This window comes from Rhodopila sp., from assembly GCF_035548235.1.
Classification (GTDB): domain Bacteria; phylum Pseudomonadota; class Alphaproteobacteria; order Acetobacterales; family Acetobacteraceae; genus Rhodopila.
On record NZ_DASZTJ010000150.1, the window covers coordinates 1 to 11865 of the forward strand.

Below are 11865 nucleotides of genomic sequence, written 5' to 3' on the forward strand. Positions count from 1 at the left end.
CGGCTCGGTGCTGGGCAGCCTGATCGCCGACCGGGTCGGCCGCCGTCCGGGCATCGTCATCCTTTCGCTCGCCTGGGGCATCAGCGGCGTGGCCTATGCCCATGCCGAGACCGACATCCAACTGATGGCGGTCGGCTTCGCCATCATGGTCTCGGCCTATGCATTGGTGGCGCTGGGCTACTCGATCTACGTGCCGGAACTGTTCCCCACCCGGCTCAGGATGCGCGGCGCGGGGCTGGCGGGGGCGACGGGACGGCTGGCTGCGTCCGGGGCGCAGTTCGGCGTGGTCTGGGCGTTCAACCTGGGCGGCGTCAGCCTTGTGTCCGGCTTCATGGCGGGCCTGCTGGGGCTGCTGGCGGTCGTCGTACTGGTCGCCGGCGTCGAGACGCGCCAGCGATCGCTGGAGGACCTCGCCGCCGACCTCGGCGCGACCGACGCGGTGGTCTGACCGGAGACCACCCCGTCACGCCCGCATCCCATCAGTCCTGCATCTTGCTCAAGTCCAGGTGCAGCACCGTCACGACGTCACGGATCCCGTCGTAGTTGTGGTCGTCGACCGGCGCGAGGCCGCGCACACCGGCCTTGCCCAGATACTTCATGTCGTGCGCCGGCATGCTCGACAGGTCCAGCGTCTGCAGGATGTCTGTCAGCCGCTTCTTGAAGCCCGGGTCCAGGTTGCCGCGTACCGCGAGGGGACCGTTCGGGATCGGCTCTGACTGCCACAGCGTGACGTAGTCCGCCGGGTTGTAGAACCCCTGCAGCTTTGCCGCAGCGACGGCGGTACTGTTCAGCTCCCCGACAGGGACTTTGTGGTTCCGCAGCGCCTCGAAGCTGGCGGTGTGCGACCCGGTGTAGAACGACTGGACGTCCTTCGTCGGATCGATCCCCGCCTTTCGCAGCCCATAGCTCGGAATCAAGTGCCCCGAGGTGGACGCGGCGTCCGAGAACGCGAAGGGCTTGCCCTTCACATCCGCAAGCGAGGTGATCCCCGACCCTGGCCAGGTGGTGATGCTGGCGTAATAAACGCCCGGCTTGCCGTCCGGACCGGCGAAGTTCGCCACCGCCTCGGCGCCGGCAACCTGATGCGCAAGGACATAGCTGAAGGCGCCAAACTGCGCGAAATCCGCCCTGTTCGCCCGCATGGCCTCGATCACGGCGGTGTAGTTGGTACCGAACTGAACCACGACCTTGCAGCCGAGGCGCTGGCCGATCAAATCGGCGAGGCGGCCGTAGATCGGGGTCAGTTGGGCGGTGTCCTCGGCGGGAACGACGGCGAAACGAACGGAGCCTCCGTTCGGGCAGTCCGCCACAGCGGCCCTCGCCGGCCCCGCCAGGGCCGTTCCAACCAGGCCTGCTGCCACCATGGCCGGCGCCGCGAGCAAAATCCTGCGGAACCCCGAAATGATCCGATCCAAATGTCCCTCCACACCATGCGCGTGCGGAGGGCTTATTGAAAGCCTATGGCCGCCTCTTTGTCAGATGAATGATTCTCTCGTGAACCATCCATGACGCCTCAGGACCAGGCCGCCATCCCCAACCGATCCAGCAGCGCCCGGTCCTTGCCCTGGTCGGCGTTCGGCGTCGTCAGCAGCTTCGCGCCATGGAAGATCGAGTTCGCCCCGGCCAGGAAGCACAGCGCCTGCGCTTCGTCCGTCATGCTCTCCCGCCCCGCCGACAGTCGCACGAAGGACTGGGGCATGGTGATCCGCGCCGCGGCCACCACGCGCACGAAATCCAGCGCGTCGATTGGTTCCGACCGCGCCAGCCGTGTTCCCTCCACGCGCACCAGCGCGTTGATCGGCACGCTCTCCGGCGGGCGCGGCAGGCTGGCGAGCGTCGCGATCAGGCTGGCACGGTCGGCGACGGTTTCACCCAGCCCGACGATGCCGCCGCAGCAGACATGGATGCCAGCGTCGCGTACATGCGCCAGCGTATCCAGCCGGTCCTGGTAGGTCCGGGTGGTGATGACCGAACCATAGTATTCCGGAGACGTATCGAGGTTGTGGTTGTAGTAGTCCAGCCCCGCCGCCTTCAGGCGCCGCGCCTGTTCCGCCTCCAGCATGCCCAGCGTGACGCAGGTCTCCAGCCCCAGCGCGCGCACGCCCTCGACCATCGCGCAGACGGCGTCGATGTCGCGGTCCTTCGGCGAACGCCAGGCCGCGCCCATGCAGAAGCGGCTTGCCCCGGCCTGCTTCGCCGCCTGCGCCTGGGCCAGCACGGCGTCCAGCGGCATCAGCTTCGACGCCGCGAGTCCAGTCGGATGGTGCGCGCTCTGCGAGCAATAGCCGCAATCCTCCGGACAGCCGCCGGTCTTGATCGACAACAGGGTCGCGATCTGTACCGCGTTCGGGTCGAAATGCTCGCGGTGGACCGTCTGGGCACGGAACATCAGATCCGGAAACGGCAGGGCGAACAAGGCTTCGACCTCGGCCTGGGTCCAAGACTGGTGCGTCGGGAAATCCATGGAATCGTCCATCAAGCTGGGCAACGGGAGCGCCGCTTCTATCCCGGTTGCCGCTTCCCGCCTAATCTGGATGCCATCCGGTGGCGCATTGGGGGAATGTCGTGACGGCCTGCCAGACCGAACAGGAACTGACCGACCTTGTCGCCGGCTGGCGCAAGGCCGGGGACCGGATCGTCATGACCAGCGGCGTCTTCGACCTGATGCATCGCGGTCACGTCGAGACCCTGCGGCAGGCGCGCGGCTTCGGCGACCGGCTGGTGGTGGCGACCAACACCGATGCCTCGGTGCAGCGCAAGAAGGGGCCGTTGCGCCCGATCAATCCGCTTGCCGACCGTATGTTCATGCTGTCCAGCGTCCGGTTCGTGGACGCGGTCATCGCCTTCGACGAGGCCGGCGAGCATCCGGTCACCCTGGTCAAGACCGTCCGTCCGGACGTCTTCGTCAAATCCAGCGGCGAATGGTCGGACAAGAACTTCTTTTTCAAGGAAATCCTGGAATCGATCGGCGGCCGAGCGGAACGCGTGGGCCATACCGATGGCTATTCGACCAGTGCGCTGATCAAGCGGATCATGACCCGCTACGCATCCTCATGAGCTTGCATCCACCCATCCAGGAACGTATATAGACCATGCTCATTGGAGCAGTCCGTTCACGGAGTTGTCCTGAGATGACCCATCCTCTCGAAGCCTATCCGCTGGGCCGTCGCGTCCCGCGTGAGGACCCGGTCGACGGACGTTGAAGCCCGTCGACCGAAGGCGGCAACGCCTCGGATCGTACGGATAGCAGCAGGCCCCGGGCCATGAGAGCGTACGCAAGCGAAACCCCCTAGGCAGGTACCGCATGGTCAACCGGGCGGGTTGGCCGGGGCGATAGGGCCGGCCGGAGTGACCGGCGCGGGCAGGCGTGACGGCGGCGGCTGGGTCGCGACCTCGGCCTCCAGTTCCAGCAGCCGCCGCCAAGCCAGGCGGATATGCAATTCGTAATACAGACGCGCGATGTCCCTGTCGACCTCGTTCGCCTCCGACAGACCGCGCTCGATCAGCATGATGGCCTCGCGCACGCTGCCTGCTTCCGTTGCCACCGCCACCTCCAGCATGCCCCTCAGGTCATGGAACGCGCTCGGGTCCTCGCGCTCGATATGGCTGCAGGCGGCGAGCAGGTCTTCCACGCGCTGGCGCAAGGCCGTCCCGTCGGCGCCCGCCGGCTCGAAGATCGCCTGTTCGACAAGGAAATTGGCCAGGTTGAACCTCACCATCGCCAGATCCTCATCCGGCAGCCGGTTCAAGTGCAGCAGGATGTAGTCGCTCACTTCGATGGCGGCGTTCAGGTTGCCGCACGCGCTCAGGCCCAGCGCCATGAGCCAAACGTCCCGGCTGTCGGACGTGTCGGTCAGTCCCTCCGCGGCCTCGCCGATGGTCCCATCGGTCCGCATTTCGCCCAGGAATCGCGCGACACGCCGGGCTGCCAGCGCGGCATGTTCCGGATCGTTGGAAACATCCGCCAGGCAAAGCGCAAGCCACGCCCCTTCCCGAGCCGACTGGCGCGCGTGCTCGACAACACGGGGGGTGACCGAGGACCAGGGTGGCCCCGCCGGCGGCGTCGCCAGCGTCGCCGCGTACAAGGCGCGATAGATGCCGTCGGCCTCTTCGCTGAAGCCTTTGCGGATGCTCTGCAACTGCTCGAACAAGGTGTGGCGCACCGCCCTGCGGCGCCCGACCTCGGCGTTCCATCGTTCGTGGATCAAGGTGCGCAGCAGCACGCTCTGCCGTTCAATGGATTCGAGCGCGTCGCCAAATACCGACATCATGGCCGACAGACGCAGGTCCGTGTGACCGTGCGGCTTGTAGTTCAGGTCGTGCATCTTTGCCGACCAGGCGTCGTGCATCATGGTCTTGATCTGGACCTCGCATTTCAGGTCCGCGTCGCCGGGATCGTTTGACTGCAGGACGATATGGTAACCGTGGTAACCGTTCCGGATGACGGATTTCTGCCGGTCCACGCGCAGGCGGCGATCATGCTCGACATGGTGGACGATGCGGTCGCGGACCATATCGATCTGGTCGGGATAATAGACGACCAGGGTCAGGCCGATGATGTCCTCGATCGAGGCGATCGCCGTGCGCGGGTCCGACCGCCGCCTCTCGGTCAGGGCCTTTGCGATTTTGGCCGGCGTCTTGAACGCGTTGCCGTTCTGCTTGTCCTTGCGGCTGTAGATGGCGCGGACGATCTCTTCGCCGACGTCATGCTTGATATCGCCGCAAAGCCGCTCGACACGGTCCAGCAACCGAAGATAGGCGGCACGGTTGCCGTCATTGGCGAAGAATGCGTCGACTTCCTGACTGGCCGCGACAGACACTGGCCACCCCCCTGACCACCGCAAACGTAACGATAGTCAGACGGTCCCGCCGTATTGGCAAGGCCCTTGGGTGAGACCCATGGGCAGGGCTGGCGCGTATGCCCTACCCTTCCACCACTACCCGGAAGCTCTCGATCACCGCGTTCGCCAGCAGCCGGCGGGCCATGTCTTCCGCCGCCGCCTTGGCCGCCGCCGGGTCGGTCTCCGCCAGTTCCAACTCGATCACCTTCCCCGCACGCACGTCAGCGACGCCCGCGAACCCCAGCGAGCCCAGGGCATGCCCGATCGCCTTCCCCTGCGGGTCCAGCACCCCCGCCTTGGGCATCACAGTCACGATCGCCTTCACTGCACCATCTCCGGGCCCTTAAGGTCGCGCGCACCGGCCTCGGGCAGGATGCCCAGGCGACGGGCGACCTCCTGATACGCCTCCTCGACCTTGCCGAGGTCTTTGCGGAACCGGTCCTTGTCCATCTTCTCGTTCGTCTTGCTGTCCCATAGGCGGCAATTGTCCGGGCTGATCTCGTCGGCCAGGATGATGCGCATCTCGTCATTCTCCCACAGCCGGCCGAATTCCAGCTTGAAGTCGACCAGCGTGATGCCGACGCCCAGCAACAGGCCGGACAGGAAGTCGTTGATCCGCAGCGTCAGCGCGACGATGTCGTCCAGGTCGGCGGTGTTGGCCCAGCCGAAGCAGGTGATGTGCTCCTCGCTGACCATCGGGTCGTTCAGTGCGTCGTTCTTGTAGTAATACTCGATGATCGAGCGCGGCAGGCGCGTGCCCTCGGGAATCCCCAGCCGGGTGGACAGCGACCCGGCCGCGACGTTGCGGACGACGACCTCCAGCGGGATGATCTCGACCTCGCGGATCAGTTGCTCGCGCATGTTCAGGCGACGGACGAAATGGGTGGGCACACCGATCTCGTGCAGTCGCATCATCAGGTATTCGCTGATGCGGTTGTTCAGCACGCCCTTGCCGGTGATGATCCCTTTCTTGGCGCCGTTGCCGGCGGTAGCGTCGTCCTTGAAATACTGGACCAGAGTGCCGGGTTCGGGGCCTTCGAACAGGATCTTTGCCTTGCCCTCATACAATTGGCGGCGGCGGGCCATAGCGGAATCCCTTCGATGCACGCACGGTTGAACGGCGGCGCCCCGAGAGGCGCCGCCAAGCGGGTATAGCAGTGCTTGCCGGCTTGGCAAAATCCGCCCGTCAAGCCCACCTGATCGGGCGGAACGGCGCCTCATGCGGTGGTCCGTCCGCGAACAGCCATTCCGGCTCGCCCCCGGCCGGCAGGCTGAGCAGGGATGAGCACACCGTGCCGAAGCCGCCGCGGGGCACAACGTTGATCTGTTCCCCGGCGGCGCCGGAACGGTCCATCAGGATCGCGCGCCAGGCGGACCAGTCGCCCAATTCGGGTTCGGCGGTCCGGAACCGCGCCAGATGCCGCGCGGTGCGTGGGCTGTCGAGGTCGTTCGGATCATGCGCCGTGACCATCGACACGCCCGGCAGCAGCGCATCGGCGTGCGGATGGCCGACACCCTCGCCGCGGACGAAGTAGCCGCCGTCGGCGTCGGCGATCACCATGTTGAAGCCGCGCCAGTCGCCGGCGTCCAGCAGGGTCACCGCCTCGACCGCCGCGGCGGCGGTGTCATGGCACAGCGCCAGCAGCGGCAGTTCCCCCCGGCTGCGCTTGCCGGCGGCCGGCCCCAGCGTCCCGGGCCGGTTCAGCACCGTGGCGACCACCCCCGCGCGGTTCAGCGCCATCCAGGTGCCCCCGGCGGTCCGGTCCCGGCCGCCCAGGATGCCCGGCCAGTATTCCGCCGGAGGGTCCCAGGGCCGGTCGATGCGCTCGTCACGGTTGGCAGCCAGCATGACACGGCCAAAAGGGGCACGACCGGGACGGATCAGGATGACGACGGTACACATGGTTCGGCAGCGGACGCTCCAGCCGCGAGGCGCGGCGGCGTGGACTGTGTCCGTCGAAGCCGCCCGCCGCAAGCCGCGCTGACACGCCTCAGCGTCCCGGCCCCGTCATGGTCCCTCTCCCATGGACCCTCTCATGGCCGGCTCCCTATCCCGCCGGAACGCCCTTGCTGGTTGAATACTCGAACCGCAGCGCCTGGTCGGGATGCACGATCGGGAAGATCGCGTGCGCCGCCATCGCGGCCTCGCTGAACCCTTGCAGAATCAGCTTCAGCTTGCCCGGGTAGCTTGCCACGTCGCCGACCGCGAACACCCCGGGGATCGAGGTCTCGCACGTCGCCGGATCGACCGTCACGTGGTGCAGCGCAAGGTCCATCCCCCAGGCGGCGATCGGCCCCAGATCCATCGACAGTCCGAAGAACGGCAGCAGCACATCGGCTGGCACCGATTTGACCTCCCCTTCCAGGGTCGCGACCTCCACGGCCTGAAGCGCGCCGCCGGTCCCGACCAGGCCATGGAGTTGATAGGGGATCACCATCTCCACCTCGCCTGCCGCCGCGGCCTGGTCCAGCCGAGCGGCGGATTCCGGGGCGGCGCGGAACTTGGCGCGGCGATGGACGACGGAGACGCGGGCGATGTCCTTCAGCGCCAGCGCCCAGTCGACGGCGGAATCGCCGCCACCGGCGATCACCACCCGCTTGCCGCGGAAATCCTCCCGCCGGCGGACATAGTACTGCACCGCGCCCGAGGCCTCGAACGCCGCCAGCCCCTCCAGCGGCGGACGGTTCGGCCCGAAGGCGCCGGCGCCCGCGGCGACCAGCACCGCCTTGGCCCGCACCGTGTCGCCCTTGTCGGTGGTCAGGGTGAAATCGCCGCGCGCGCCCGACAACCCGTTGACCTGCCGGCCCAGCAGGCGCGGCGCGGCGAACGGCTCGATCTGCTGTTCCAGTTGCGTGATCAGCGCGCCGGCCTCGATCGCCGGGTGCGCGGGGATGTCGTAGATCGGCTTTTCAGGATACAGCGCGGTGCACTGGCCGCCGACTTCGGCCAGCGCGTCGATCAGCACGCTGCGCAGTTTCAGCATGCCGAGCTCGAACACGGCGAACAGCCCGATCGGGCCGGCGCCCACGATGGCGACGTCAGTCTCCAGTGCCACGGGTGCTTCGGTCATGAAGGGCCGTATACGTCGGTTTTCAGCCGGCGCAATCCCCGCACCCGATTTACGTAACGGGCGCCGTCATCCGCTTGATCGTGTTCGTCGTGCTGTGCCCGTCCTTCAACTGCACCAGCACGACCTTGCCGCCCCAACCCTGCACCAACTCATGCCCCACGACCTGCTCGACCGTGTAGTCGGAGCCTTTGACCAGCACGTCCGGCCGCAGTTCGGCGATCATCTCCAGCGGCGTGTCCTCATCGAACAGCGTCACCAGGTCGACCGGCGCCATCGACGCCATGACGGTGGCGCGCGCCATCTCGTTCTGCAGCGGCCGGGACGGGCCTTTCAGCCGCTTGACCGAAGCGTCGGTGTTCAGCGCGACGATCAGCCGGTCGCAGGCCGCGCGCGCCTCGCTCAACAGCCGGACATGGCCGGGATGGATCAGGTCGAAGCAGCCATTGGCGAAACCGACCTTCAGGCCCCGGCGCTGCCAGTCGCGCGCCTTCTCCTTCGCCGCCGCCAGGCCGACGACCTTACGATCCGTCTGCACGAGGTCGTCGAGGTGCAGGACGTCCAGCAACTCCTGCTGCGACACCGTGGCGGTGCCCTGCTTGCCGACCGAGATCCCGGCCGTCGCGTTCGCCAGCGTCGCCGCGTCGGGCAGCGAGGCCCCGGCGCCCAGCGCCACCGCCAGCGCCGCCACCAGCGTGTCGCCGGCACCCGACACGTCCGCGACCTCCCGCGCCCTGGTCGGCAGGTGTAGCGCCTCTTGCTCGCGGCACACCAGCGTCAGCCCCTTGGCGGAGCGGGTGACCAGCACCGCCTCCCCTTCGGTGGCTTCCAGCGCCAGGCGGCCGGCACGATCGGCTTCCTCGTCATGGTCGGCCGTGATGCGGGTGGCGACGCGGACCTCATGCTCGTTTGGCGTCAGGATGGTGGCGCCACGATAGACGGTGAAATCAGCCCGCTTCGGGTCGGCGATCACCGGCCGCTTCGCGGTCTGGCACAGCGCCAACACCTGCCCCAGCACCTGGTCGCACAGGACGCCCTTGGCGTAGTCGGAGAGAATGACGAGGTCGACCGCGTCCAGATGCGCCGCGACCGCCGCCAGCACCGTCTCGGCCCCCGCCGCGTCGAGCGGCGCCACCGTTTCTTCATCCAGGCGCAACAATTGATGGGACCCGGTCATGAACCGCGTCTTCGCCGTGGTCGGGCGTTGCGCGATGGTGACCAGGGCCGGCGTGATGTTCTCGGTCGCTTCGGACAGGCGCTGCACCGTCGCGCCGGCTTCGTCGGCGCCGATCACGCCGATCAGCACCGCCTTGCCGCCCAGCGTCGCGATGTTCAGCGCGACGTTCGCCGCACCGCCCAGCGTGCTGCGATCGCCCATGGGACGCAGCACAGGAATGGGCGCCTCGGGCGACAGGCGTTGCACGGAACCGGTGACATAGCGATCGAGGATGATGTCGCCGATGACGAGCACACGCGCCGCGTGAAAATTCCTGACGATGTCTGCGAGCTCGATATCGCTCGTCGGCGTCGACCTGCCGGCGTTTTTGCTGATGAACGTCATGGGCGGGGTCCGTCTCGGTTGGCCGGGAAACTGCACGGTCCTTAGCAAACCGATCGGAATGCTGCACCTGCAAAAAAACCGGCGACAAATGGTTCCATCGAGGGAAGGGACAGGCTATTGGAGTGAACGTCACGATTGCGGACGATATCAGCATATCGCCGTTCACGTGCATGCACTGATCGCTCAGGAGAGACCGTGAAATATCTCCCGCCCTTCGAACTGATCCGCCGTTCGATCGAAATTTCGACGATCCGCGGCGAATTACATGTAAACGTCACATACGAAAATTTTATCGGCCTGCTGCGTACCATGATCCGCGGGATTGACGTAGACGAGGCCTGGTACCTCGAAACCTATCCCGATATCGGCGACGCGATCCGCCAGGGCCTGGTCAAGTCCGCACGCCAGCATTTCGTCGATGACGGCTACTTCGAAGGGCGGCTGCCATTCCCCATGGTCGTCGACGAAAAGTGGTATCTTTCGCAAAACCCGGATGTAGCCGAAAGCATGAGCAAAGGCGTCGTTCTCTCGGCACAGGAACATTTCGACAAGGACGGCTATCGTGAGGGCCGGCTGCCATTCGGCATGTGATGCGACATCATCCAGCCGGCCCCGGTATCGCGACACCCCGTCTGGGCGCCCCGTCTGGGCGCCCCGTCCTGGCGTGTCTGGCATGATTGGCCGGATGACGTTACGACGAGACTGACCGACAGGACGCCCGTCTGAATGCCGCGCAAATCGCCCGCTCCCGATGCCGAGCACCAGAACAAGGAACCCAGGCGCCGCGCCAAGCGCGCGGCAGCGCCGGCATCCTCGGAGGAGGCCGCGATGGCGGTCCCGACGCCGGAACTCCAACCGGAGCCGACTGCTCCGGAGTTGATCGCCCCAGAGTTGGCCGAACCGCGGTTGGCCGAACCGGCACTGCCCCCCACGGAACCGGCCGAACCGGCGCCGGCGGAACCGCCACGCGTCGAGGGGCCCGGCATCTGGATCGAACTCGACAGCGGCGTCCCCTTCGGCCTCTCCGACGACCGTTTCGACATTTGGTTGCGTGGCCGGGTGCTCTCGACCGACCCGGTCGTCGAGGTCCGCCTGCTGGCCGACGAGCGTCTGTTCAGCGCCACCGCGTATGGCCATCCGGAAGGGATGATGATCGCCGCGACGCCCAACGCGGCGCCGACGTGGCAGGTCGGCTTTCAACTCAACCTGCCCAGGCCGCGTCACGGTGCCGCGGGCGCCAGCGATTTCCGCATCCTTGCCCGTACCGAAACGGGACAGGAGCACGTTCAGGACTACACGCTCGACTTCAATCCCGACACCGGGCACGGCGTCCTCGTCTCCGGTCCCACCAACCCTGCCCTAGCCCACACCCCCGCGCGACCGCATGCAATTGTATATATAGAGCGCGCGATGCTCGACCAGGACGGCGTATTGAGCGTGTCCGGCTGGGCGCTGGCCATGCGTCCCATCCTGGCATTGCAAGTCCACGCCGATGAGGAGCGCGTCGGCGACGCCCGCTTCGGCGAGCGGCGCGAAGACGTCGCCGCAGCGCATCCGTCCTTCCCGAACGCGCGACAGTCCGGCTTCAGCCTGGTCTGCACGCTGGACCCGCTGGACATCAACGCCGCGTGCGTGCGGGTCCAGGTGGTGTGCCGCGACGGGTTCGGCCAGACGGTCGTGGTGCCGATCCACCGCGTGACGGAGCGGCTCCGCCCAGCCATCGCGCCGGCGGCGGTGCCCAAGGCGGAAACCGCGGCCGAACCGCCGACGCCCGTGTTCAACCTGCTGAACCAGAAGCCGGCCTATTCGCTGCAGACCGATTTCCGCATCGCGGAAGAGCCGGTGATCGGCTTCGTGCTGACCACCCCGGCGCTACGCGCCGCCGCGGCAGACGCCCCCGCAAGGCCCGAGACCCAGAAGCCTGAAGCCCCGAAGCCCGAGGCCCCGAAACCGTCGACGGAAATCCGCATGTTCTGTGACGCCGTCAGCCTGAGCGGCGACGGCGTCCTGGACGTCAGCGGCTGGGCCGTCTGCGGCATCGGCATCGCCCAGGTGCGCGTGCTGTTCGATGACGAGACGGCCGGTCTGGCGGTCTATGGCCATGACCGCAACGATGTCGGCTCCGCCTTCCCGGAAATCCCGCACGCGATGATGTCGGGGTTCACCTTCCGCCAGCGTGTCGCCAACCGAACCGAGGGCGAGCACACCGTGCGCGTCATCGTCCGGAACCTGACCGGCGGGGAAAAGGAAGAGACGCTGCTGACGACCGCCACCGCCACGCGGGCTGCGGCCGACCTGCCGCTGTCGTCCGCGCCGGGCGAACCGACGGCCAGCACCATGGCAACCATCGAGGCGGACAGTTTTGTTCCTACGGCGGAACAGGAGCGGGAATTCA

The 11865-nt window shown here is 67.0% G+C and carries 11 protein-coding genes and 1 pseudogene; 4 read left to right on the plus strand and 8 right to left on the minus strand.

Translation table 11 applies throughout. From position 1 onward, the window contains the following. Positions 1 to 448 (plus strand): MFS transporter (locus tag VHB27_RS12910; RefSeq protein ID WP_325600989.1); only part of this gene is annotated, 448 nt, incomplete at its 5' end. Between the two features lie 31 nt (positions 449 to 479). On the opposite strand, the gene VHB27_RS12915 is transcribed toward VHB27_RS12910, so the two are convergent. Together VHB27_RS12915 and bioB are read right to left on the minus strand one after the other, a co-directional pair. After that, complete coding sequence (locus tag VHB27_RS12915; RefSeq protein ID WP_325600991.1) at positions 480 to 1415, minus strand: phosphate/phosphite/phosphonate ABC transporter substrate-binding protein; 936 nt, start codon at positions 1413 to 1415, stop codon at positions 480 to 482. A gap of 98 nt (positions 1416 to 1513) precedes the next feature. Beyond that, positions 1514 to 2464: a biotin synthase BioB gene (bioB, locus tag VHB27_RS12920; RefSeq protein WP_325600993.1), complete on the minus strand. Its 951-nt coding sequence runs from the start codon at positions 2462 to 2464 to the stop codon at positions 1514 to 1516. An 80-nt stretch (positions 2465 to 2544) separates the two neighbouring features. Here bioB and VHB27_RS12925 point away from each other — a divergent pair, with 80 nt between their 5' ends. After that, positions 2545 to 3057, plus strand: coding sequence for an adenylyltransferase/cytidyltransferase family protein (locus VHB27_RS12925; RefSeq protein WP_325600994.1), 513 nt, complete (start codon positions 2545 to 2547; stop codon positions 3055 to 3057). A gap of 251 nt (positions 3058 to 3308) precedes the next feature. On the opposite strand, the gene VHB27_RS12930 is transcribed toward VHB27_RS12925, so the two are convergent. From VHB27_RS12930 to rfaE1, 6 genes are all read right to left on the minus strand, one after another. Then, positions 3309 to 4820: a RelA/SpoT domain-containing protein gene (locus tag VHB27_RS12930; protein WP_325600996.1), complete on the minus strand. Its 1512-nt coding sequence runs from the start codon at positions 4818 to 4820 to the stop codon at positions 3309 to 3311. Positions 4821 to 4923: 103 nt separating this feature from the next. Beyond that, positions 4924 to 5166 (minus strand): phosphoribosylformylglycinamidine synthase subunit PurS, encoded by a 243-nt coding sequence (gene purS, locus VHB27_RS12935; protein ID WP_325600998.1) that lies wholly within the window; start codon positions 5164 to 5166, stop codon positions 4924 to 4926. Then, positions 5163 to 5927 (minus strand): phosphoribosylaminoimidazolesuccinocarboxamide synthase, encoded by a 765-nt coding sequence (gene purC, locus VHB27_RS12940; protein WP_325601000.1) that lies wholly within the window; start codon positions 5925 to 5927, stop codon positions 5163 to 5165. The genes purS and purC overlap by 4 nt, the downstream gene beginning before the upstream one ends. Before the next feature lie 100 nt (positions 5928 to 6027). Further along, positions 6028 to 6744 carry an NRDE family protein gene (locus VHB27_RS12945; protein WP_325601002.1) on the minus strand — a complete coding sequence of 239 codons (717 nt, stop codon included), beginning with the start codon at positions 6742 to 6744 and terminating at the stop codon, positions 6028 to 6030. Positions 6745 to 6889: 145 nt separating this feature from the next. Then, positions 6890 to 7912 (minus strand): NAD(P)/FAD-dependent oxidoreductase, encoded by a 1023-nt coding sequence (locus VHB27_RS12950; protein WP_325601004.1) that lies wholly within the window; start codon positions 7910 to 7912, stop codon positions 6890 to 6892. 49 nt (positions 7913 to 7961) lie between these two features. Then, entirely contained in the window at positions 7962 to 9470 is a 1509-nt protein-coding gene (gene rfaE1, locus VHB27_RS12955; protein ID WP_325601006.1) for a D-glycero-beta-D-manno-heptose-7-phosphate kinase, read from the minus strand. Between the two features lie 195 nt (positions 9471 to 9665). Between rfaE1 and VHB27_RS12960 the strand changes: the two genes are divergently transcribed. Beyond that, positions 9666 to 10061, plus strand: coding sequence for a hypothetical protein (locus VHB27_RS12960; RefSeq protein WP_325601007.1), 396 nt, complete (start codon positions 9666 to 9668; stop codon positions 10059 to 10061). Between the two features lie 135 nt (positions 10062 to 10196). Continuing rightward, positions 10197 to 11865: pseudogene (locus VHB27_RS12965) on the plus strand (hypothetical protein); the annotation flags it as partial.